The 22,363-nt window shown below is 72.4% G+C and carries 21 protein-coding genes; 12 read left to right on the plus strand and 9 right to left on the minus strand.

Annotated elements, in window-relative coordinates; genetic code table 11:
* The first annotated feature begins 37 nt into the window (after window positions 1–37).
* The 3 genes from I3V78_RS35290 (at window position 38) to I3V78_RS35300 (ending at window position 3,089) form a co-directional block, all read left to right on the plus strand.
* The gene (locus I3V78_RS35290) at window positions 38–1,447 is read left to right on the plus strand and encodes a sigma-54-dependent transcriptional regulator (protein ID WP_204494838.1); all 1,410 of its coding nucleotides are present in this window, start codon (window positions 38–40) and stop codon (window positions 1,445–1,447) included.
* 184 nt (window positions 1,448–1,631) lie between these two features.
* Entirely contained in the window at window positions 1,632–2,741 is a 1,110-nt protein-coding gene (locus tag I3V78_RS35295; protein ID WP_204494840.1) for a coiled-coil domain-containing protein, read from the plus strand.
* 144 nt (window positions 2,742–2,885) lie between these two features.
* Window positions 2,886–3,089 carry a cold-shock protein gene (locus I3V78_RS35300; RefSeq protein WP_204494842.1) on the plus strand — a complete coding sequence of 68 codons (204 nt, stop codon included), beginning with the start codon at window positions 2,886–2,888 and terminating at the stop codon, window positions 3,087–3,089.
* Between the two features lie 10 nt (window positions 3,090–3,099).
* Here the strand turns inward: I3V78_RS35300 and I3V78_RS35305 are convergent, their stop codons facing one another.
* Window positions 3,100–3,639, minus strand: coding sequence for a hypothetical protein (locus I3V78_RS35305; protein ID WP_204494844.1), 540 nt, complete (start codon window positions 3,637–3,639; stop codon window positions 3,100–3,102).
* A gap of 122 nt (window positions 3,640–3,761) precedes the next feature.
* Here I3V78_RS35305 and I3V78_RS35310 point away from each other — a divergent pair, with 122 nt between their 5' ends.
* On the plus strand, window positions 3,762–4,814 hold the full coding sequence (locus tag I3V78_RS35310) for a hypothetical protein (protein ID WP_204494846.1): 1,053 nt from the start codon (window positions 3,762–3,764) through the stop codon (window positions 4,812–4,814).
* A 42-nt stretch (window positions 4,815–4,856) separates the two neighbouring features.
* On the opposite strand, the gene I3V78_RS35315 is transcribed toward I3V78_RS35310, so the two are convergent.
* Window positions 4,857–5,195 (minus strand): tetratricopeptide repeat protein, encoded by a 339-nt coding sequence (locus I3V78_RS35315; protein WP_204494848.1) that lies wholly within the window; start codon window positions 5,193–5,195, stop codon window positions 4,857–4,859.
* On the opposite strand from I3V78_RS35315, the gene I3V78_RS35320 reads away from it, so the two are divergent.
* The 4 genes from I3V78_RS35320 (at window position 5,194) to I3V78_RS35335 (ending at window position 8,680) form a co-directional block, all read left to right on the plus strand.
* Window positions 5,194–6,462 (plus strand): glutamate-5-semialdehyde dehydrogenase, encoded by a 1,269-nt coding sequence (locus tag I3V78_RS35320; protein WP_204494850.1) that lies wholly within the window; start codon window positions 5,194–5,196, stop codon window positions 6,460–6,462. The genes I3V78_RS35315 and I3V78_RS35320 overlap by 2 nt on opposite strands.
* Before the next feature lie 16 nt (window positions 6,463–6,478).
* On the plus strand, window positions 6,479–7,003 hold the full coding sequence (rsfS, locus tag I3V78_RS35325) for a ribosome silencing factor (RefSeq protein ID WP_204494851.1): 525 nt from the start codon (window positions 6,479–6,481) through the stop codon (window positions 7,001–7,003).
* Window positions 7,000–7,470 carry a 23S rRNA (pseudouridine(1915)-N(3))-methyltransferase RlmH gene (locus tag I3V78_RS35330; RefSeq protein ID WP_204496911.1) on the plus strand — a complete coding sequence of 157 codons (471 nt, stop codon included), beginning with the start codon at window positions 7,000–7,002 and terminating at the stop codon, window positions 7,468–7,470. The genes rsfS and I3V78_RS35330 overlap by 4 nt, the downstream gene beginning before the upstream one ends.
* 64 nt (window positions 7,471–7,534) lie before the next feature.
* The gene (locus tag I3V78_RS35335; protein ID WP_204494853.1) at window positions 7,535–8,680 is read left to right on the plus strand and encodes an RNA ligase RtcB family protein; all 1,146 of its coding nucleotides are present in this window, start codon (window positions 7,535–7,537) and stop codon (window positions 8,678–8,680) included.
* A gap of 14 nt (window positions 8,681–8,694) precedes the next feature.
* On the opposite strand, the gene pfp is transcribed toward I3V78_RS35335, so the two are convergent.
* Window positions 8,695–10,041, minus strand: a complete 1,347-nt coding sequence (gene pfp, locus I3V78_RS35340; RefSeq protein ID WP_204494854.1) for a diphosphate--fructose-6-phosphate 1-phosphotransferase — start codon at window positions 10,039–10,041, stop codon at window positions 8,695–8,697.
* Window positions 10,042–10,136: 95 nt separating this feature from the next.
* On the opposite strand from pfp, the gene I3V78_RS35345 reads away from it, so the two are divergent.
* The 3 genes from I3V78_RS35345 (at window position 10,137) to I3V78_RS35355 (ending at window position 15,525) form a co-directional block, all read left to right on the plus strand.
* Entirely contained in the window at window positions 10,137–10,835 is a 699-nt protein-coding gene (locus I3V78_RS35345; protein ID WP_204494855.1) for a phosphoribosyltransferase family protein, read from the plus strand.
* A 155-nt stretch (window positions 10,836–10,990) separates the two neighbouring features.
* On the plus strand, window positions 10,991–14,680 hold the full coding sequence (locus tag I3V78_RS35350) for a transglutaminase family protein (RefSeq protein WP_204494857.1): 3,690 nt from the start codon (window positions 10,991–10,993) through the stop codon (window positions 14,678–14,680).
* A 188-nt stretch (window positions 14,681–14,868) separates the two neighbouring features.
* The gene (locus I3V78_RS35355) at window positions 14,869–15,525 is read left to right on the plus strand and encodes a hypothetical protein (RefSeq protein ID WP_204494858.1); all 657 of its coding nucleotides are present in this window, start codon (window positions 14,869–14,871) and stop codon (window positions 15,523–15,525) included.
* Between the two features lie 518 nt (window positions 15,526–16,043).
* On the opposite strand, the gene I3V78_RS35360 is transcribed toward I3V78_RS35355, so the two are convergent.
* The 6 genes from I3V78_RS35360 to I3V78_RS35385 form a co-directional block, all read right to left on the minus strand.
* Window positions 16,044–16,184, minus strand: coding sequence for a hypothetical protein (locus I3V78_RS35360; protein WP_204494859.1), 141 nt, complete (start codon window positions 16,182–16,184; stop codon window positions 16,044–16,046).
* The gene (locus I3V78_RS35365) at window positions 16,172–16,753 is read right to left on the minus strand and encodes a hypothetical protein (RefSeq protein WP_204494860.1); all 582 of its coding nucleotides are present in this window, start codon (window positions 16,751–16,753) and stop codon (window positions 16,172–16,174) included. The genes I3V78_RS35360 and I3V78_RS35365 overlap by 13 nt, the downstream gene beginning before the upstream one ends.
* Window positions 16,754–16,769: 16 nt before the next feature.
* Window positions 16,770–17,453 carry a methyltransferase family protein gene (locus I3V78_RS35370; protein WP_204494862.1) on the minus strand — a complete coding sequence of 228 codons (684 nt, stop codon included), beginning with the start codon at window positions 17,451–17,453 and terminating at the stop codon, window positions 16,770–16,772.
* A gap of 1 nt (window position 17,454) precedes the next feature.
* A complete protein-coding gene (locus tag I3V78_RS35375; protein ID WP_204494863.1) occupies window positions 17,455–18,411 on the minus strand; it encodes a hypothetical protein in 957 nt (318 codons plus the stop codon).
* Between the two features lie 72 nt (window positions 18,412–18,483).
* Window positions 18,484–20,652 (minus strand): bifunctional alpha,alpha-trehalose-phosphate synthase (UDP-forming)/trehalose-phosphatase, encoded by a 2,169-nt coding sequence (locus I3V78_RS35380; RefSeq protein ID WP_204494864.1) that lies wholly within the window; start codon window positions 20,650–20,652, stop codon window positions 18,484–18,486.
* A gap of 12 nt (window positions 20,653–20,664) precedes the next feature.
* Entirely contained in the window at window positions 20,665–21,810 is a 1,146-nt protein-coding gene (locus I3V78_RS35385; RefSeq protein WP_204494866.1) for a hypothetical protein, read from the minus strand.
* Window positions 21,811–21,882: 72 nt separating this feature from the next.
* Here I3V78_RS35385 and I3V78_RS35390 point away from each other — a divergent pair, with 72 nt between their 5' ends.
* On the plus strand, window positions 21,883–22,362 hold the full coding sequence (locus I3V78_RS35390; RefSeq protein WP_204494867.1) for a thiol-disulfide oxidoreductase DCC family protein: 480 nt from the start codon (window positions 21,883–21,885) through the stop codon (window positions 22,360–22,362).
* Window position 22,363: the final 1 nt, after the last annotated feature.

The raw sequence follows: 22,363 nt of genomic DNA on the forward strand, positions 1-22,363 counted from the left end.
CGCGTCCGGGCGCCAGAACGGGATAGGGTCCCCGCCCATGGCTCGCATCCTCGTCATCGACGACCACGACACGCTCCGAGAGGGCATGGCGGTCACCCTCACCCGCTCCGGCCACACCGTGACCGCCGCTCGCTCGGGCGCCGATGGCGTCGCCGCCTACAAGAAGACGCCGTTCGACCTGGTCGTCACGGACCTGAAGATGGACGGCATGGACGGCATCGCCGTCACGCGCAACCTCAAGGCGCACGACCCCGCGGCCGTCGTCATGGTCGTCACCGCGTTTGGCACCATCGAGACCGCCGTGCAGGCCATGCAGCAGGGCGCCTACGACTTCATCACCAAGCCCTTCACCCCGGACGTGCTGCGCGTCAAGGTGGACAAGGGCCTGGAGCTGTCCTCCACGCGCCGGCAGGTGGAGCGCCTGTCCGCGCGCACCGAGGCGCTCGAGTCCGACGTGGCGCGCACCCATGGCGGGCTGCTCGTGGGCGACAGCGAGCCCCTGCAGCGGCTCGTCACCCAGGTGCGCAAGGCGGCCGCCACGGACGCCACGGTGCTCGTGCGCGGCGAGTCCGGCACCGGCAAGGAGCTGGTGGCGCGCATGCTCCACCAGTGCTCGCCGCGCAAGGACGGGCCCTTCATCGTCGTGCACTGCGCGGCCCTGGCCGAGACGCTGCTGGAGAGCGAGCTGTTCGGCCACGAGCGCGGCGCCTTCACCGGCGCCATCAAGCGCAAGCTGGGCCGCTTCGAGCTGGCCGACGGCGGCACGCTCTTCCTCGACGAGATCGGCGAGATTCCCGCCAGCGTCCAGACGAAGCTCCTGCGCGTGCTCCAGGAGAAGGAGCTGCAGCGGGTGGGCGGCGAGGAGACGCTCAAGGTGGACGTGCGCGTGGTGAGCGCCACGCACCGCGACCTGCAGGCCGAGGTGCGCGCGGGCCGCTTCCGCGAGGACTTGTACTACCGGCTGCACATCGTCCCGCTGCAACTGCCCCCCTTGCGCGAGCGCCCCGAGGACATCACCACGCTCGCGCGGCACTTCGTCACCCGGCACGGGCCGCGCGTGAACAAGCGCATCAAGGGCCTGGACGACAGCGCCCTGCGCGCGTTGGGCCGCTACGCGTGGCCGGGCAACGTGCGCGAGCTGGAGAACGTCATCGAGCAGTCGCTCGTGTTCGCCGAGGGCGAGACGCTCGGCGCGCAGGACCTGCCCACGCACCTGCACGGCCCGGGCACGCGCGTGGAGACCGGACTGCCCATCCCCTCGGGAGACCGGCCCCTGCCCGACATCCTCGAGGACCTGGAGCGGCAGCTCATCGCGCGCGCCTACGAGAAGGCCGGGGGCGTCAAGACGGAGACCGCCCGGCTGCTCGGCATCAAGACCTCGGCGCTGTACTACAAGCTGGAGAAATACGGTTTCATCTCCAAGGGAGAGCGGCCCGAGGACAGCTGAGCCCGGACGCGAACCTCGAAAATCCAACACCCGCGCGGCGCGCGAATCGGTTTTCCATCACCCCCGCGGGCCGCCGCCCGTCACCGCCTGGCCGAACCCCCTGGAACCACACGGGTTGACGGGTGGAGCACTCCTCCCGCCGGGCAGTGGCCCTGGCATCCGGCTTGCTGATAGGACACAGGTGATGAAGCGCGCCTGGCTGCCCCTGCTGCTGTGCCTCGCCCTGGCGACGCCCGTGTGGGCGGCGTCGGGACTGGACGCGCCGCGCCAGGAGGCCCAGCGCGCGCGGGGCCGGGTGCGCGAGCTGCGCGAGAATCAGCAGCGGCTGCGCCTGGAGCTCAACACCCTGGCGGCCCACATCGAGCGGCTCAAGGCGGAGCAGAAGGGCCGGCTGGTGGCCACGCCCGAGCTCCAGGACGCCCTGCGGCGCTCGCAGGAGCTGTCCGGCCAGCTCACCGGACTGGCCCAGTCGCTCGCCGGCGCCGAGTCCGAGGCGGAGCGCGGCAACCTGGCGCTGTACACGGTGCTCTCGCAGGAGCTCGTCCGGGTGCGCGCCGCCTGGGAGGCCACGCGCGAGCGCCACGCCCGCGCGGAGCTCGTCGCCCGGATGCGCGAGCTGCGCGCCGAGCGCGACACGCTGCGCGCCTCGCTGCCCGCCTCCCAGGAGCTGAGCCCGCCCTCGCTGGCCACGAGCGACGACTCGGAGGATCTGCTGGAGCAGGTGGATGCGCTGCGCGACTCGGAGGACAAGGTGCGCGAGCGGCTCAAGCTGCTGCGGGCCCGGCTCACCGAGGTGCGCGAGGAGCGGGAGCTGGACCGGCGCATGAGCGACTTCCTCGGCGAGGAGTCCATGTTCGACGAGCAGGACCGGCGCCTGAGCCTGCGCCTGGACAGCACCGGGAAGATGTCGGTGAACGCGACCCCGCGCACCGGGGGCAACCTCCTGAGCACCGGAGGGACCGCGGACGCCGTCCAGAGCGCTCCCGAGCGGGACCCCACCCCCGCCACGCCCACCCCCCCGCCCACCTCGGAGCCGGGCATGGACACCCCGCCGAACGTGGGCGGCGCGCCGAGAGGCGGCGACGCGGCCGGGACGTCCCAGCCCCCGGTGACCGCCACCCAGGCCGCCGACAGCCGACCGCAGGTGGGCACCGTGCGCGCGCAGACGCTGGCCAGTGACGTGCCGGATGACGTGCGCGCCCTGGAGCGGGAGACGGCGCGGCTCGAGGCGCTCGCGCGCGAGCTGGACACGCGCGCCCGCTCCCTGGAGCGCCGGGCCCGCGAGCTGCGCTAGTTCGTGAATGAACGTCTCGCGGCGCGTCCTGGCGGATTTCGCCGTCCGTCCGTCCTCGAAGCCGGATAGACTTCGACGTCGCTCGGATCGAACGGACGGCCCGGGCGACGCACGCCCGAGCGGGCGGGAAAAAGGATCAGCAACATGGCCAGTGGAACGGTGAAGTGGTTCAACGACGCGAAGGGCTTTGGCTTCATCACCCAGGACAGCGGGGGACCCGACGTGTTCTGTCACCACACCGCGATCCAGTCCGATGGCTTCCGCACCCTCGCCGAGGGGCAGAAGGTGGAGTTCGAGGTGAAGAAGGGCCCCAAGGGCCTGCAGGCCGAGAACGTCCGCCCGGTCTAGACCGCGCCGGTCATAGCCGCGCCTGCACGTCCAGGGTCACCGTGGCCTGCAGGCGCACATCCCGGGGTGGCATCCGGCCCTTGCCGCGCACGGACAGGCTCATGGACGGCGCGGAGAGGAAGGGTTGCAGGTCCACGTCCGTGAGCTCCAGGGACAGCACCGGGTTGGGTGCGCTGAGCCGCAGCGCCGCGATGTTCTGCCGGCTCGCCACCAAAACCACCTGATCGCCCGTCCGGGCGTAGCACTCCAGGGTGTCGAGGAAGGCGAAGTCCTGGTCCGCGGGAGCCAGCACCTTGAGCTGGAAGGACCTGAGCTTCGCGCTCGCGACCTGGTCCTTGGTGATGCCCTGGTTCTGGAAGTCCTGATTCAGGTTGAAGTCCAGGCCGGTGAAGCTGGCGATGGCCGGGAAGGCGTCGAGCGGCGGCACGGGCTCGCCCAGGGGCGCGGCGGGCACGGTCGTCTCCCCCTTCACCTCCGCGACGAAAGTGGGGGAGCCGCAGGCCACGAGCGCGAGCACGGCACACACGGGGAGCACGGAAAGAGGGCGCATGCCGGGAATCTAACGGCGGGGCGGGGATGCCGTCACCGCCGGGCCCGGGGCGAGCCGCGCGCGCCACGGGCCCTCTCGCGCAGGGGACGGGGCCAAGGGACCCGGAGTATGGTGCGCCCCGCTTGAAACGGCTCCTCGTCGCGCTGCTGGTGTGGCTCGGGATGCATGCCGGTGGCGCGGAGGCCGCCGACATGGACGGACGCCTGCGCGTGACGGGTCGGCTGCTGCGCGACGGCAATGCCCCCCGGGACTTCACCCTGAGCGCCAGCGGGCGCGGCGACACCTCGGACTGGGTGCTGGGCCTGCTCGCCTCGGCCGAGGGCCGCTACACCGCCGAGCGCTGGCAGCTCGTGGGGCGATATGACGGGGGCGGCCGGGCCTACCTGGACTTCAGCCAGGAGAACACCTGGGTGCAGGCCGCCGCCGTGGAGGGCTCGCACGCCCTGGGCCCGAGCCTGGGCGCGGGCCTGGAGGGCCGCGTCAAGGACCGCCGGGGCGGCGCGCGCGCGTACTCGGACCTGGCGGGCTCGGCCTTCGTCGAGTACGCGCCGGACGCGCGGCTCGCCCTGCGCCTGCGCCTGGGCGCCCACCGCTTCTTCTTCCGTCCGGACGCCACCGTGAACTTCGGCGCCCTGGAGGCCGGGGCGCTCCTGCGCTACCGCCTGGCGCGCCGCCATGCCCTGAGCGTATCGGGCGAGTACGGCACGCGGCGCTACCCCGGCGCCGCGCGCCTGGCCCCGGACGTGCCCCCCCGGCCCATGCCGCGCCGGAGCGACGGCGCCCTGCTCGCCCAGGCGGGCTACACCTATAAAGGGCCCCTGGCGCTGACGCTCGCCTACACCTACCTGGAGACGCGCTCCAACAGCTTCGGCGAGTCCATGCAGCGCCACCGGCTGGGCGCCACCGTCGGCGTGCACCTGCCCTGGCGGATGATGCTCCTGGGCCAGGGCGCGCTCGGGCTCAACCTCTACCCGGACCGCATCTACCTCTCGCCGGAGATCATCCTGCTCGACGACGACGAGGCCCAGAACATGCTGTCCGTGCGGCTCGTGCGCCCGGTGAGCGAGCACCTGGACGTGGAGCTGTCCTACGCGGCCTATGGCACCCGGCTGCCACAGAACGGCCTGTCCTACTTCCGGCAGGTGGGCGGGCTGGGCCTCACCTGGCGGCCGTGAGCCGCCGGCGTGGGAGCCAGGGCGGGGGGTGCCCGGCCGGGCTCAGTCCAGTCCGGACAGCCGCTCGTCGATCTCCTCGGCGAGGCTCGCGTGGCTCTGGGCAAGCGCGGTGTCCCGGGCCCGGGTAAGCACCTCGCGGGCCTGGGCCGTCTGGCCGGCGCCCGCGTGGGCATCCCCGAGCGACACCAGGGCCGCCGCGTAGGCGGGCTCCAGGCGCACGGCGGACTCCAGGGCCCCCACCGCCTCGGCGTAGCGCCGGGCCTCCAGCAGGGCCTTGCCCAGGGAGAATTGGGCCATCGCGTTGTCGGGAAACTGCTCCGCCATCTTCCTGAACTGCTCCACCCGGGCGTCGCTCATGGCGAGGTGATAGAGGAGAGCCATGTCCCTTGCCAAGCAAGACGTGCGCTCCCTCGCCGAGGCCGCCCGGACGGCCTCGCGCGTGCTCGCCACCGCGTCCACCGCCCAGAAGGACGCGGCCCTCGGGGCCATGGCCCGCCACCTGCGCGCCCGGCTGCCCGCCATCCTCGAGGCCAATGCCCAGGACGTGGCGGTCGCGCGCGAGGCGGGCAAGCCCTCGGCCTTCCTGGACCGGCTGCTCCTGGACGCGGGGCGCGTGGAGGGCATGGCCCGCGCGGTGGAGGCCATCGTCGGCCTGCCGGACCCCGTGGGCGAGCAGACCGAGGCGTGGGAGCGGCCCAATGGCCTGCACGTGCGCAAGGTGCGGCTGCCGCTCGGCGTGGTGCTGATGATCTACGAGGCCCGGCCCAACGTGACGAGCGACGCGGCGGCGCTCTGCCTCAAGAGCGGCAACGCGGCGCTCTTGCGCGGCGGCAGCGAGGCGGCGCGCTCCAACGCGGCCATCGCCGGGGCGCTCGCCGCGGGGCTCACCGAGGCGGGCCTGCCCGCCGCGTGCATCCAGGCGGTGCCCCCCGGGGAGCGCGAGACGCTGCTGGAGCTCATCAAGCTGGAGGGCCTCATCGACCTGTGCATCCCGCGCGGGGGCGAGGGGCTCATCCGCTTCGTGGCGGAGAACGCCCGCGTCCCGGTGGTCAAGCACTACAAGGGCGTCTGCCACGTGTACGTGCACGCCGCGGCGGACCTGGACATGGCCGCGCGCATCACCCTCAACGCCAAGACGAGCCGCCCGGGCGTGTGCAACGCCGCCGAGTGCCTGCTGGTGGACGCCGCCGTGGCCGGCCGCTTCCTGCCCCAGGTGGGCCGGGCGCTCGTGGCCCAGGGCGTGGAGCTGCGCGGGGACGAGGCCACCCGGCGGGTGCTCTCGGACGCCGGGGTGGCGGTCAAACCGGCCGTCCCCGAGGACTGGGGCCAGGAGTTCCTGGACCTCATCCTCGCGGTGAAGGTGGTGGACGGCCTGGACGCCGCCCTGGGCCACATCGCGCGCTACGGCAGCGAGCACACCGAGGCCATCGTCACCCAGGACGCCTCGGTGGCCGGCCGCTTCACCCGGGAGGTCCAGGCCAGCGGCGTGGCCTGGAACGCCTCCACCCGCTTCAATGACGGCGGGGAGCTGGGCCTGGGGGCGGAAATCGGCATCTCCACCAGCCGACTGCACGCCTTTGGACCCATGGGCCTCAAGGAATTGACCAGTCAGAAGTACGTCATCCACGGACAGGGCCAGGTGCGCTAGGGTGCGCCGGACACGTATGGCACTCAAGAAGACCACCAAGAAGAAGCCCGCGGCGAAGAAGAGCGCGGCGAAGAAGCCCTCGGCGCGCAAGAAGACGACCGCCAAGAAGGCGACGGCCCGCAAGCTGCCCGCGCGCAAGAAGACGGCCGCGCGCAAGAAGACGGCCGAGACCGCCGCCCCCTCCATCCAGGAGAACCCGCGCGCCCACGCGCTGGCGCGCAAGATCGGCACCCTGCTGTCGGACAAGAAGGCCGTCGACATCACCCTGCTCGACGTGCGCGGCATGACGTCCTACGCGGACTACGTCGTGGTGGCCTCGGGCGAGAGCGACCGCCAGGTGTCCAGCATGGCCGAGCACGTGCTCATCAAGCTCAAGGAGTCCGAGGGCCTGCGGCCCGTGGGCCACGAGGGCATGGACACCGGCCAGTGGGTGCTCCTGGACTTCGGCGAGGTGGTGGCCCACATCTTCCACGCCGAGATGCGCGCGCACTATGACCTCGAGGGCCTCTGGGCCGACGCGGGCCGGGAGAAGGTGGCCTGAAAGTCCGCCTCGTCTCCGTGGGCAGGGACCGCTCGGGCCTGTACGAGCCCGCGGTCCAGGAGTACGCCTCGCGCCTGGCGCACTACACCCGCTTCGAGCTGGTGGAGCTGCCCGAGGCCGGCGGCAAGAAGGGCCGCACGGCCGAGGGAAGCGCCCGGGCGAGCGAGGCCGAGGCCCTGCTCGCCCGGAAGAAGCCGCAGGACCTGCTCGTGGCGCTCGATGAGCGCGGCAAGCTGCTCGACTCGGTGGAGTTCAGCCGCTACGTGGGCAAGGCGCGCGATGGCGCCAAGGACCTCCTCCTCGTCATCGGCGGGGACGAGGGCCTGGACGAACGGGTGCGGCAGTCCGCGGACCTGGTGCTCTCGCTCTCCAAGATGACGCTGCCCCACCGCCTGGCGCGCGTGGTGCTGGTGGAGCAGCTCTACCGCGCCTTCACGCTCCTCAAGGGCGAGCCGTACCACAAGTAGCCGCCCCCGAGCGGTGCCCCGCCCGGCGCGTCAGGCCTCGCGGGCCGCGCGCGTCGGCGGGGGCATGGACACTCCTTCCCAGCACCCCGCCACCGTCCGCGTCATCGCCTCGCCCCAGTCGTGGGTGGAGGGCGAGGCCCTGCGGCAGCTCGAGGCCGTGGCGCGCCTGCCCGGCATGCGCGCCGCGGTGGGCCTGCCCGACCTGCACCCGGGAAAGGGCGCGCCGGTGGGCGCCGCGTTCGCCTCGCACGGCGTCTTCTATCCCTTCCTCGTGGGCAACGACATCGGCTGCGGCATGGGGCTCTGGGCCCTGGACCTGCCCGTGCGCAAGGCCCGGCCCGAGCGCTGGGCCGCGCGGCTCGACCTGGAGGGCCCCTGGGACGGCGACGCGGAGGGCATGCTCGCGCGCCACGGCGTGAAGCCGTGTGGCTTCGAGGCCTCGCTCGGCACCGTGGGCGGCGGCAACCACTTCGCCGAGGTGCAGCGGGTGGAGGCCGTGCACGACCCCGCCGCCTTCGCCGCGCTGAAGCTGGACGCCACGCGGCTGCTCCTCCTCGTGCACTCCGGCTCGCGCGGCCTGGGCGAGGCCATCCTGCGCGCGCACGTGGACCGGCACGGCCCGGGCGGCCTCGCCGAGGACTCCCCCGAGGCCCACGCCTACCTCACGCGGCATGACCAGGCCGTGGGCTGGGCCCGCGCCAACCGCGCGACGATCGCCGCGCGCGTGATGCGGGGCGTGGGCGCGGGCGAGGGCCCGGGCGGCCCCCGCGTGCTCGACGTGTGCCACAACAGCGTCACCCCGAGGCAGCGCGCGGGCGAGCGCCACTGGCTGCACCGCAAGGGCGCGGCGCCCTCGGACGAGGGCCTGGTGGTGATTCCCGGCAGCCGGGGCGCGCTGAGCTACCTGGTGCGGCCCCTGGGCGACGGCGAGGCGCATGCCCACAGCCTGGCGCACGGGGCCGGCCGCAAGTGGACCCGCACCCACGCCCGCGAGCGCATGCGCGAGCGCTTCACCGCCGACGCCCTCCAGCGCACCCCCTTCAAGAGCCACGTCGTCTGCGAGGACCGCGACCTGCTCTTCGAGGAAGCGCCCCCCGCCTACAAGGCCATCGACCGGGTGGTGGGCGACCTGGTGGAGGCGGGGCTCGTGCGCGTGGTGGCCACGCTCGCCCCGGTGCTCACCTACAAGACCCGGAGCGCGCGCGAGTAGCCTCGGCCTCGGGCTCAGGAGATGGGCGTGCCCTCTTCCGTCTTGTCCGAGCCCTCGGCGGGCCCGCCCCGCTTGGGCTTGGCCGCCAGGGCGAGGCCGATGTCCACCGACACCTCGGGCTCGTCCTTCACCAGGTGGAAGAACTGCTCGGTGAACGCCTCGGGCGTGAGCCCGGTGAGCCTGGCGAAGCGCGCCAGCTCCTCGGCGCGGGAGAAGTCCTCGCGCTTGAGCCGCAGCATGAAGCTCCGGGCGATGCGGTAGCGGTCCGAGTCCACGTCCACCATGCGCACCCGGGGCCGACCCGTGGCGGGGTCCTTCATCTGCTCGAAGGGCACGGCGAGGAAGCGGCCATTGATCATGGAGACCACGGCCTCGGTGCCGCCCTCGATGATGTAGCGCGCCGCGCAGTGGCCCAGGTCGCGCGTGTACTCCATGTCGAACGGGATGGGGTCCGCGCAGCGCACCTCGTAGCCGATGTACTTGGGGATGAGCGTGGCCTTGAGCCCGAACTGCGCGAGCCGCTCCTTCACGCCCTTCTCCAGCACCTCGCCGAGCTGCACGTCCGCCACGTGCAGGTTGCCCATGTGGTCGCGCGGCAGGTCCGTGTGCCGCGCCAGGTCCTCGGGATCGATGCAGTCGGCGAGCCCCTCGGCGAGCAGCGCGATGCCATCCGCGCGCCCGTAGGCCTGGCGCTTGATGACCGCGCCGGCGAGCAGGTCCGCCACGGTGGCGAAGGGCACCTTCTTGCCCCGGAACTCCTCGGGGATGAGGGTGACGGTGGCGCCCACGGCCTTGCCGATGGCGAGCGCCAGGTGGCCCGCCTTGCGGCCCTGCGCCACGACGAAGTACCAGCGCGAGGTCGTCTTCGCGTCCACCATGAGGTTCTTGACGATCTCCACGCCCACGTGGCGCGCCGTCTGGAAGCCGAAGGTGCTCGTGTCGTCGGGCAAGTCGATGTCGTTGTCGATCGTCTTGGGCACGTGCACCACGCGGATACGGCCCCGCGTCTTCTCGGAGATGATCTGCGCGAGCGTGGCGGTGCCGTCGCCGCCCACGGTGATGAGCATGCCCACGTCGAGCTTCTCCAGTCCCTCGAGCGTGCGCTGCAGGTGCTCGGGAGAGCGCGTGGGGTTGGCGCGCGAGATGCCGATGTACGAGCCGCCGCGGAAGTGGATGCGGCTGGTGTCCTCGATGGTGAGGGGGATGACGTGGGAGGTGTCACCCTCGGCGAGCCACTTGAATCCGTCCTGAAGGCCGATGACGTCCACCCCGGCGAGGCGGGCCCGGATGGTGGCCGCTCCAATCACGCTGTTGATGCCCGGGGCGGGGCCCCCGGCGACGACGATGGCGAGCTTCTTCATGGGTCTCCCTGGCGGTTTGAGCTCATCCTGACCTGGAAGGGCGGACGAGCCCAGGGAGAAGACACGGCGGCCTCGCGGTTGCATCCGCCGGATGCGTGCTCCAGCACTTCCTCGACTTGCTCTATCCGCCCGCGTGCATCGCCTGCGCGAAGGTGCTGCCCGTGCGCGGTGCCTTCTGCGAGACGTGTGATCTCGCCGTGGAACGGCTGCCCACGGCGCGCTGCCATACCTGCGCCGAGCCCGGCGCCTTCCCGCGCCATACCTGCCCCCGCTGCCACGACGCCCCTCCCCCCTTCACCCGCGCCTGGGCCGCCTTCGCCCACGAAGGGCCCATCGCCCGTGCCATCCACCGCTTCAAGTACGAGGACCATCCCGAACTGGCCCCCGCGCTCGCCGCGCTCCTCGTCTCCGAATGTGGACGGTTCCTCGCCCGCGCGCCGCCCACCCTCGTCGCCCTGCCCCTGCATGGCTCGCGCTTCCGGGAGCGGGGGTATGACCAGGCATGGCTGCTCGCCCAGGCCCTGGCGCGCGCCACCGGGCGCGAGGCCGACCCCGACGTGCTCCGGCGCGCCCGCGCCACCCGCCGCCAGGTGGGCCTCTCCGAGGCCGAGCGCGCCCTCAACGTGGCCGACGCCTTTCGCGCCACCGCCTCCGCCGCCGGACGGGACTTCCTCCTCGTGGACGACGTGCTCACCACCGGCGCCACCGTCCGGGCCGCCGCCCAGGCCCTGCTCGACGCCGGGGCCCGGCGGGTCGAGGTCCTCACCCTCGCCCGGGCCTTCTCCCTCGCCTGAGGGTCCAGGAGCGCCCGTCCGGCCGCCCGACCCCCGACATTTCAGTTGCCTGCCCGCCCCCGACGGCGCATGCAGGGAAGAGTGCCTGAAGCCTAGTTGTTCCCCGGCGCCGGGATGATTGCCCGGCCCCCCTTTCCGATGGACGAGGAACCCGGATGTCTCGTACCCCACGGCTCGCCCCGCGCCCCTCCGCCCCCTGGCTCGCGACCCTGCTGCTGCTCGCCTGCCCGCTGACGGGCCTCGCCGCCCCCACCGACACGAGCGTCAACGAGGCCCGGCAGGAAGCCGAGCTGGCGCAGTCCCTGGCCAACTCGCCCCGAGGCGCCGCGCACCTGCTCCGCCTGCAGTCCTTCGAGCAGGAGCTGGAGGACCTCACCCCCCTGGCCAAGACGTATGCCGAGGTGGCCGGCCGGAGTCGGACGGACCCCCACACCCGCGCCACCGCCCAGTTCCTGCTGATGGACCTGGAGCGTGCGCGCGGCCGGACCACCCGCGCCGCCGAGGTGCGCGAGGGCCTGGGCTTCGTGGGCGACTACTACGTCGTCGGAGGTTTCGAGAACGAGGGCAAGTCCGGCTGTGACACGGACTTCGGCCCCGAGGCGGCGAGCCTGGACCTGTCCGCCCGCTACCCGGGCGCCAAGGGCCGCGAGGCCGCGTGGCGCAAGCTGTCCGTCACCCCCGTGGAGGGCTACGTGGACCTGGGCGCCGCGCTGCGGCCCAACCGCGAGTCCGTGGCCTACGCGCTCACCTGGCTCGAGGCGCCCGCGGAGACGCGCGTGGCGCTCGACGTGGGCACCTCGGGCGCCTTCCGCCTGTGGGTCAACGGCGAGAAGGCCGCCAGCGGCGACCAGTACCACCTGCCCCGGCCCGACCAGGCGCGCGTGTCCGTGCGCCTGCGCAAGGGCCTCAACCGCGTGCTCGTCAAGGTGTGCCAGGACACCGGCCCCATGGGCTTCTTCCTCCGGCGCGACCCGCCCGGCCGCATCCGCGTGGCCCTGCCCGAGACGCCCCCCGCGCTCGCCAAGGGCCTCTCGCCCGCGCCCCAGGTGCTGCCCACGCTCACCTCCGCCCTCAAGGACGCCGTGGCCAAGGCGCCCAACGACGCCACGCTGCGCGGTGAGTACGCCACGGTGCTCGACTACTTCCGCGCCTTCGACGAGCGCGAGCACACCGCCACCGTGGAGGCCGAGCGCGCCGCCCGCGCCGCCCCCACCGACGTGCGCCTGCAGCTGCTCGCCGCCACCACCCAGCGCGAGGACTTGAACCAGCGCCGCGTCTTCCTCGAGGCCGCCCTGCGCGCCGACCCCACGTCCGTGCAGGCCCGCGTGGCGCTCGCCGAGTTCGAGCTGGAGCGCGGCCACCCCGAGCGCGCCCTGGAGCTGCTCGGCGCCGTGGTGAAGGACGCCCCCGAGTCCGCCGCCGCCCGGCTCGCGCTCGCCCGGACGCACGAGACGCTGGGCGAGTCGGCCCGCGCGCACATGCTCGTGGAGGAGGCGCTGAGCAAGCTGCCCCGCATCCCCCGCGTGGTGCGCGCCGCCGCCAGCTCCGCCCGCGCGCTGGACCGGCCCCAGGAGGCCGTGGGCCGGCTGCGCGTGGCGCTCGCGCTGCGCCATGACGACCGCACCAGCCGCACCCTGCTCGCCACGCTGCTGGCGGACCAGGGCCAGACGGACGCCGCCGCGCGCGAGTACGGCCAGCTGCTCGCCCTCTACCCCTACGACAACGCCACCCGCATCAAGCTCGCCGAGCTGCGCGCCGCCAACGGCCAGCTGGAGGCCGCCAGCGCCGCCTTCGCCGACGCGCGCGCCCTGTCCCCGGACGAGCCCGACGTGTACGAGCGCGAGGGCAAGGCGCTCCTGTCCGCCGGACACCGCGACGAGGCCGTGGCGTCCTTCGAGCGCGCGCTCGCGCTGCGCCCGCAGAACCCCACCCTCAAGGAGGCCGTGCGCACCCTCAAGGGCGAGTCGGCGAGCGCGGGCCTGCAGTACCTGCCGGACTTCAAGCCCCTCATCCAACAGGCCGAGGGCTACGTGCACGAGGACGCCGTGTACCTCACGGACAGCACCTACGTGCGCGTGCAGAAGAGCGGCCTCGCGGGCCGGCTCCATCAGTTCGCCGTGAAGGTGCTCAACCCCCGCGGCGTGGACGCCTTCCGCTCCATCCCCGTCACCTACTCGCCGGACCGCCAGGAGGTGCGCATCCTGCGCGCCCGCATCACCAAGCCAGACGGCTCCGTGGTGGACAGCTACGGCGAGAGCGACCGCAACATCAACGAGCCCTGGACGGGCATGTACTACGACGCGCGCGCCAAGATGCTCTCCTTCCCGGCGCTCGGCGTGGGCGACATCCTGGAGCTGCAGTACCGCCTGGACGACACCGCGCAGGACAACCTCCTGTCCGACTACTGGGGGGACGTGGAGCACGTGCAGGGCGTCTACCCGAAGGTGAGCTACCAGTTCCTCGTGGAGATGCCCAAGGAGCGGCCCCTCTACTGGAACGACAAGAAGCTCGCCGGGGTGAAGTACGCCCACGAGCCCGTGGAGAACGGCACGCGCGAACTCTACCGCTGGAGCGCCACGCACGTGGCCAAGGTGGTGCCCGAGCCGAACATGCCCGGCTGGGCCGAGGTGGCCGCCAACCTGCACGTGTCCACCTACCGCACCTGGGACGAGGTGGGCCGCTACTGGTGGGGGCTCGTGCGCGACCAGCTCACGCCCAACGACGAGCTGCGCCAGACGGTGGACACGGTCCTCAAGGGCGTGGACCGCAAGAACCAGCAGGCGGTGGTGCGCGCCGTCTACAACTTCGTGGTGACCAACACGCGCTACGTGGCGCTGGAGTTCGGCATCCACGGCTTCAAGCCCTACCGGGTGGACCGGGTGCTCTCGCGCCGCTTCGGCGACTGCAAGGACAAGGCGAGCCTCATCCACGCCATGCTCAAGGTGGCGGGGGTGGACAGCCGGCTGGTGCTCCTGCGCATGCGTGACCTGGGCTCCATCGGCCAGGAGCCGGCGAGCCTCGCGGCCTTCAACCACGCCATCGTCTACGTGCCGGGCATGGACCTGTACCTGGACGGCACCGCCGAGTTCCACGGCGCCAAGGAGCTGCCCAGCGCGGACCGCGTGGCCAACGTCCTGGTGGTGGAGCCTGGCGGCAAGGCCACCTTCCTCACCACGCCCGAGGCCAAGGCCGACGACAACGCCACGCGCCTGGGCATGGACGTGGTGCTGCGCCCCGACGGCAGCGCCACGGTGGCCGGAGCCTCCACGGTGGGCGGACACATGGCGCCCGAGTACCGCCGCGCCTACCGCGCCGTGTCCTCGCGCAAGTCCACCTTCGAGCGCGCCTGGGCCCAGAGCTTCCCCGGCCTCACCGTGCAGGACGTGAAGCTCAACGACACCACGCTCCTGGACGATGACGTGAAGGTGGACTTCCGCATGTCCATCCCCCGCTTCGCCGAGGCGCTGCCCGGTCAGCTGCGCTTTTTGCCCTTCGGCACCGGCCGCGCCTACACCCAGACGTACGCGTCGCTCGCCGAGCGCCGCTTCGACCTGGTGATGAGCAGCCCCTGGGTCAACCGCTTCGCCTTCCGCTACACCCTGCCCACGGGCTACAGCGTGGCGGAGCTGCCGCCCGCGCTCCTGGAGGACACGCCCTTTGGCCGGGTGCGGCTGAGCTACACGCAGGAGGGTCAGCAGCTCGTGGCCGAGGGCGAGGTGGCCCTCACCACCGCCCGCGTGAAGGCCGACGACTACGCCGCCTTCCGCGCCTTCCTCGGCCGGGTGGACCAGGGCTTCGCGCGCAAGGTCACCCTGCGCGGGCCGCCCACCACCGCCGAGCGCTGAGCCCCGGGCACTTCGCCCTCCCTCCGGGCCCCGTCTTCTTCCTCACACGGGGAAGAGGACGGGGCCCGGCTCGTTTCCCGACGGACATCCCGCTCGTCCCGAGGTGCCAGGGGGACAACGCGCGCGCGCCCCGCGCATCAGGCCCTCCACGCGTGGCCGGTGTCCGGCCAGGCCGGGGGGGCGCACATATGAAGAAACTGGCGATGTTGGGAGACACCTATCCCTCACAGCTCCGGGTCAATCCCCGTGCCTTGGGCGAGCTGGACGTGGTGTGGGTGGGCGAGTCCCAGGAGGTCTTCCGCGCCGAGGTGCCCCGCCTGCGGCCCAACGTGCTCGCGCTGGACTTCACGGACCTGGGCAAGGTACCGCCCCAGCTGGTGCCGGAGCTGATGGAGCTCACGGGCGCCCGGCACGCGCTGGTGAGCTACCGGCAGACGCACCACGCGCTGCTCGAGTCGCTCAGCTCGCCGCGCGTGCGCTTCATCCAGGGGCCCACGCCCTTGAGCGTGCTGCGCGCCCACGTGCACCGGGTGCTCGACGAGCCCCGGCGCCCCGAGTCCAACGTCCTGGGCATGCCGCGCGTGCCCCGTCCGCCCCGCTTCTCGCCCGAGCAGCTCGGCCAGCTCATGGAGCTGTCCACGCGCGGCTCGTGCGAGTGCGCCCACCAGCTCGCGCGGCTCGTCGGCGGACTGCGCGGCTTCGAGGAGTACGCGGGCGGGTGCGAGCGGCCCGACGAGAAGGAGCTGCGCCTGCACGGGCTGTTGCACCGCCAGGTGGCCCTCGCGCGCGAGGCCCTGGAGGACGGGCTCGTGGCGCTGCTGGACCACCAGAACATCCGCCTCTGAGCCCTCGGCCCCGGAGGAGGGCATCCACGGGAGTGGACCGTGGACGCACGCGCACCCGACGCGCTAAGTCACCCCGCCCATATGACTCCAAAGAAAAGGCGGCAGTGGGCGCGCGTCTTCCTCAGCGCCAGGCGGCACGGGCTCGGCGGGCTGCGGCTCCTCCACTTCTCCGTCGCGTGCGCGAGGGCGGTGGGCTCCGTGGAACCCGTGCTCCTGGCGATGCGGGTCGTGCTTCGGGCCGCCCCCGCGCGACGGGGTGGTCGGAGAATGCTCCCAGTATGGCCCTCGTGGGCCCCGCAGGCCGTGGGGGCGCTCGCCGTGTGTCTTGCCAGCGGGAGCATCCTCTCGCTCGGTGACGGCCGGACGCCGCGAGCGACCAGGACATTCGACGTGTGGGATACCGAGGTGCCGGAATGGCGGGGGCAGCAGACCCCCCCTTGTGGCGACACCCCCGCGCAGGTCGTGCTCAACAACGCCTGCTGGATGACACTGGAAGCGCGTCCTCCATGTGGTGACCTCTACGAGTACGAGGGGCGCTGCCACGTTCCCGTCGCCGAGAAGAAGCGCCTGCCCACCAGCGTGGGCGAGTAGGCGGACACCGCGAGCCCGAAGTGCGCGACCTCCTGGCCGAGGGCCGCGCGCGGGCTCAGGGGTTCCAAACCTTCACGGCGTACTCGACGACGACCCGGGCGAGCGCGTCCTCGAGCACGGGCAGGTCGGCCCTGAAGAACAGCTCCGGGCGCCCCGGCACCGACGCGAGGACCGTATAGGGCGGCGCATCCCCCGGGGCCTTGCGCTCACCATCCCACTTCACCATCACCACCGCCCCGTCCTGGCGCATGCGCTCGAGCAACGGCAGGACGGCATCCATCCCCGACCAATCCTCGGCGATGGGCTTGAGCCCGAGCAGCGGGAAGAGCGCCGTGACCACGACGCGGTAGAGGTGGGGCTTGCGGAAGGGTTGGCCCTTCATCGCGTCCGCCAGCAGTTCCAGCGCATCGTGGAGCGGCTCGCTCGCCCCGCGCATTCCCGCCCACACGGGATGCCCGGCCACGCGCTGCTTCGCCTCGTCCAGGGACACGCCGAACAGGTCGATGACCACCTTCATGGACGGCACGATGGGCACGCCCTGCTCTTGGAGGACGACGATCGCCTCGTCCATCGAGAGCCCGGCTTGGACGCGGGCGCGCAGGGCATCCACCACGGGAGCGTATTCGGAGGAGGACATGACCCCAGCCTACCGCCTACCAGACGTAGGGAATGAGCCGGTAGCGCGTCTGGCGGCGGTAGGCCTCGTAGCCGGGCAGGTCGCGCACGAGCAGCGTCTCCTCGTCGAGGATCCGCCCCACGAGCGTGAGCGCCACCAGCGCCGACGCGCCAAAGCCCCACGGCGAGCCGAGCGCCAGCGGGATGCCCAGGAACAGCACCAGCGCCCCCGCGTACATGGGATGGCGCACGACGGCGTAGGGCCCGGTCGTCGTCACCGTCTGCCCGGCGCCCACCTCGATCGTCGCCGCGGTGAAGGAGTTCTCCTGGAACACCCGGGCGATGATCCCATAGCCGAGCGCCACGAGGACCACGCCCCCGAGCGACACGGCCCACGACCAGCGCGGCCCATGCCAGCGCACGTCGAGCGCGGGCAGCACGAGCACGCCCACGAAGCCGAGGCCCGCGAGGCCCTGGAGCACCTTCTGGAGGGGCCTGGACTCGGCCGTGGGCCCGGCCTTCAACCGGCGCTCGAGCAGGGCGTGGTCGCTCCGCAAGAGGCGGACGGTGACCGCGAGCGAGGCGCCCAGGAACACGGCCAGGAATACCCAGCCGCGCCCGTACCCGAGTGTTCCGGCGGGCACGAAGACGAACAGCGCCATCGCGACCGCGAGCCGCGCCAGGCCCCAGAAGGCCCGGCGCCACAAGGTCGTGTCGTCCATGTCAGGGCGCGGGGGCACTCGCGCAGGGCACGTCGTTGAGCGCCACGGCCTCGATGCCGAAGCCCGGGTCCGCAGTGAAAGTCAGCGGCTTGCCCTGGTCATCCACGAAGGGGAGCTTTTCATCCTGGAGTGCCCCGAGCTTGTCGCGGTTGGCGGCGAGCCACGCTTGGAGCGCATGCGCTTCGGCGTCGCTCCCCAGCGCCAGCTCCACCGGCCGCCCTCCGGCATTTACCTTGAGGACCTCGCCCCGCGCGGTGCGCAGTCTGTAGAGGACCGTGGGCGCCAGCTCCAGCTCGTGCGCCACCGGCGCGCCGGACGCTTGATGCCACTCGTAGGTGACCGCGTCATCGCCCTCGTCGATCGTCCGAGCGTTCTTCGGGTCGACGTGCCGGATGACGGCGATGGCCCGGACCGACAACCCGAGCCGGTTGCACGCGGGGTAGCGGAGCGACTCCGTGCCCAGCGTGATGCGGCCCTTGGCGTCCTGGGCCTCCGTGAACACATGGACCTGGGTGGACTTCGGCGCCACCGCGGCGAGTCGCACGTCGATCGCCGTGCCGCCCGATACATCCGTCCCGCCGAGTCCCTCGCGAACGAAAGTGAGGGCCTGACCGTCTGGCGCGAGGGAGGCCACGAAGGACGTCTCATCGAACTCCCGCGACGCGTAGCCGATGAGCTTGAACGTGTCGGAGAGCAGTCCGATGCGGACCTCCGCCCAGGAGATTCGATCGGCGGGGACGTAGATGCCGCCCACGAAGGGCCTGTGGACGAGGTTCGTCACCAGACTCGCCATGGGCCGGTCCTCACGCTCGGATGGCACCGTGTCCCCGGACAGCGAGATGGACAGGCGCTCCACATCCAGCGGGACGCCCGAGGACACGGCGGTGTCATACCGCCGCGCCGCGCTGCATCCGACACTGCCCACCGCGACAAGCGCGAGAACAAACACGGTTCGCATGATTACCCCCGGGGTCAGCTGAAGACCGGCCTCCAGAGGACTTTATTCACGCTCCAACCTTTTTCGCGCCCGCTATTTCAGCAGCGCGGCGAGGAGCTGGCGCACCTCGGCGGGGCCCTTCACCCGGTAGCCCGCGCGCGACTCCTTGCCGCCCGCGTGGATGGCGATGCCGTCCGGCGGCAGCGCCGCGAACAGGTCCTCGTCCGTGCGGTCGTCGCCAATGGCCACCACGCGCGTGCCGGGCGCCTGACCCTCCATGACCCGGCCCACCACCCGGCCCTTGTTCACGCCCCGCGCGCGCACCTCCACCACCTTGTCGCCGGGCAGCACTTCCAGCGGGCCGTGGGCGAACACCTCGCCCAGGTGCATGCGCAGCTCGCGCGCCAGCTTCGTGCCCAGCACCGGCTCCACCTGCCGGTAGTGCCACGCGAGCGAGGCGTGCTTCTCCTCCACCAGCGCTCCGGGCACGCGCGCCGCGAAGGAGTCCAGGATGGGCCGCACCAGGTTCTTCCAGTCCGTGGGCACGTCCTCGAGCATCTTCCAGGGCTCGCCCGGGGCCGGACGCGACCACAGGCCGTGCTCGGCGTGCAGGCCCATGGGCAGACTTCCCACCCAGGCCTCCAGCACCTCGCGGCTCCGGCCACTCACGATGCTCACGCGCGTGTGGGGCCGCTCGGTCAGGCGCTTGAGCAGCTCGAGCAGCTCCCCGTCCGGCGAGGCCTGCTCGGGCCGCGCGGTGAAGGGCACGAGCGTGCCGTCGTAGTCGAGCAGCAGTTGCAGGGAGGGCGCCTCGCGCATGAGGGCGAGCGCGTCCTCGGCGCCCCGGGCCTCCACGCGGGGCGGCGCCGTGGGCGTGGCCTGGAGCGTGTCCAGGAAGGAGCGCACCCACCAGTGCACGTCGTACTCCTTCACCCGCACGCGCAAGGCGCGCATGCGCGTGCGCCGCTCCTCCTCGGGCATCTCGAGCGCCGCCTCCAGCGCGTCCGCCATGCCATCCACGTCGTAGGGATTGACCAGCACCGCGTCCGTCAGCTCGTCCGCCGCGCCGGCGAACTCGCTGAGCACCAGCACGCCGTCGTCATCCGGGCGCGCCGCGCAGAACTCCTTGGCCACCAGGTTCATGCCGTCGCGGATGGGGGTGACGAACATGACGTCCGCGGCCCGGTAGAGCGCCGCGAGCTGCTTGGCGTTGAGCGAGCGGTAGAGGTAGTGGATGGGGACGCTGTGCACCGAGCCGTAGAGGCTGTTGATGCGGCCCACCAGCTCGTCCACCCGCTCGCGGTAGGCGGCGTAGTCGGCCACCGTGCTGCGGCTGGGCACGGCCACCTGCACCAGGCGCAGCTTGCCGCGCCAGGCGGGCTCGCGCTCGAGCAGCCGCTGCACCGCGAGCAGCCGCCGCGGAATGCCCTTGGTGTAGTCCAGCCGGTCCACGCCCAGCACCAGCCGCTGGCCCGCGCTCTTCTCGCGGTGCATGCGCACCTCCTCGAGCACCGCCGGCTCCTGCACCTGGCTCTCGAAGGACTCGGCGTCGATGCCCATGGGGAAGGCGCCCAGGCGCACCTGGCGGCCGTCCTGCTCGATGCGATCGCCCACCTTCTCGATGCCGCACAGCTGCACGAGCGTGCTGGCGAAGTGGCGCACGTACGAGTTGGTGTGGAAGCCGATGAGGTCCGCGCCGAGCAGGCCCCGCACGAGCTCCAGGCGGTGCGGCAGGGTGCGGAAGATCTCGCTCGAGGGAAAGGGGATGTGGTGGAAGAAGCCGATGCGCGCCTGGGGCAGCCGCGCGCGCAGCAGGGCGGGCACCAGCATGAGCTGGTAGTCGTGCACCCAGATGGTGTCGCCGGGCTGGTAGTGCTGCACCGTCAGCTCGGCGAAGCGCTCGTTCACCTTGCGGTAGATGTCCCAGTCCCGGTCCTGCCGGGGCACGCGCTCGAGCAGGTAGTGGCACAGCGGCCAGAGCACCTGATTGGAGTAGCCCTCGTAGAAGCGGCTGACCTCGCTGGCGCTCAGGTACAGGGGCACGCAGCGCTGCTGGGTGAGTTGCTCCTCCACCGAGGTGCGCTGGGCCTGGGTGAGCCGCGACACGTCGCCGGGCCAGCCGATCCACAGGCCTCCGGAGTTCTCGTGGGGCCCACTCAGGCCGGTGGCGAGTCCGCCCGCGCTGCGGACCACGGACACGCCGTCCTTGTCCGCCTTGACGGTGACGGGAAGTCGATTGGAGACGAGCAGGAGTCTGGACATAGCGTCCCCCTCCTAGCTGGCGGCCCCCGGATGGGTCACCCGCGATTCACCGGGGGTGCTCGCTGGAGAACCATCGCGCCCGCGCGGCGCCCAGCCCAGGCGCGCCAGGAGCGCGGGCTCGCGCCCCGGCTTCCAGACGAAGGCGTCCAGGAGGTAGTGCGTGGCCTGGGGCAGCGCGAGCAGGGGCACCACCAGCGCCAGCACCTCGGGCGACAGCCACACGCCGTCCTCGCCGAAGAGCCGGGGCCGCTCGTGCCACACGAGCTTGTCCCAGAGCAGCTCCTCGCCGAGCGCGAGCACGAGCAGCACCCCGAGGAAGCCCGGCAGACCCGTGCGCACCAGGGGCGCGAGCGTGCCATAGCCGCCCTCCTCCAATCGGCCCCGGGCATAGCGCAGCAGGAGCGCGAAGTACGGCACGCCGTGCAGCACGATGTTCATCACCGTGAAGGTGAAGTCGTCCTGGGCGAGCACGATGCCGCCGAACCACGTCACCGCCGTGGCCAGCACGAGCAGTCCCTTGCCCACCTGGAGCCCGTCCCCGCGCAGCACCCGCGCGCCCTGGTAGCCCACCCACACGGTGAGCACCGCGCCCTGCGCGACGAGCGCCGCCGTGCCCACCCCGGGGGGCAGCCCGGCGAGGAAGTCGTCCTCCACGAACCACCAGAAGGCGCGCGGCAGGTGGGCGTGCCACCACACCACGGGCCCGAGCGTGGCCGCGTAGATGGCGGCGGCGTCCAGGACACGCTCGGTGGAGGAGACGCGGGCCTTGCGGCCGTAGAGCGCCACCCAGCCGTACTGCTGGCGGATGAAATGGAAGAGCGCGGTGTACGCGAAGAGCCGCCAGAAGGTGGCCGGCGAGACGAGGTACGCGCCGAGCCCCGCGAGGTACGCGGCCAGGGGCACGATGGCGTAGAGGGCGGGCCGGCGGCGCACCTCCTCGCCATCGAAGTAGGTGCGGAAGAGCGTGGACCAGACATGGGCCACGTCCACGCCCACCACCAGGAGCAGCCAGGCCCACGGGGGTGTCTCGCCCGCGGCGCCGAGCGCGGGCGCGGCGAGCACGAGCGCCACCGACACGAGCGCGCTGCCGGCGAACACGGACAGGTCCACGCCACGGCCGAAGAGCCAAGCCTGCGAGGGAGCGAGGAGACGGGACATCGGTCCGGCGACTCTACCAGGGAGGGCACCTGCTAGACTGCGCCGCCCCGGAGTCCCCAGCCTGGAGCCCCCATGTCCGCCCCCGCGACCGCCGCCGCCGCGCCGCCCTCCCCCGAGGTGTCCCTCGACGGGAGCAAGTGCATCCTCTTCTACGACGGCGTGTGCGTGATGTGTAACGACGGGGTGCGCGTCTACTCGGAGGCGGACACGCGGGATGTCTTGCGCTTCGCGCCCCTGCAGAGCCGCTTCGCGCACGAGGTGCTCGCCCGCCATGGGCACAACGCCTCGGACATGGACTCCATGTACCTCCTCTTCGGCTACGGCACGCCCCAGGAGCGCGTCGTCTGGAAGTTCGAGGCCGTCACCTCCACCATGTCCCTGCTGCCGGGCGCCCTGGGCTGGGTGGGGCGGCTGCTCAAGCTGGTGCCGCTGTCGCTGGGCAACCGGTACTACGAGCGCCGCGCCCGCACGCGCTACGCCGAGTTCGGCAAGTACGACGCGTGCCCCGTGCCGCCCCCCGAGGTGCGCCGCCGCCTGCTCGCCCTGGAGTGAG

It is taken from the genome of Archangium primigenium (genome assembly GCF_016904885.1).
Taxonomy (GTDB): domain Bacteria; phylum Myxococcota; class Myxococcia; order Myxococcales; family Myxococcaceae; genus Cystobacter; species Cystobacter primigenius.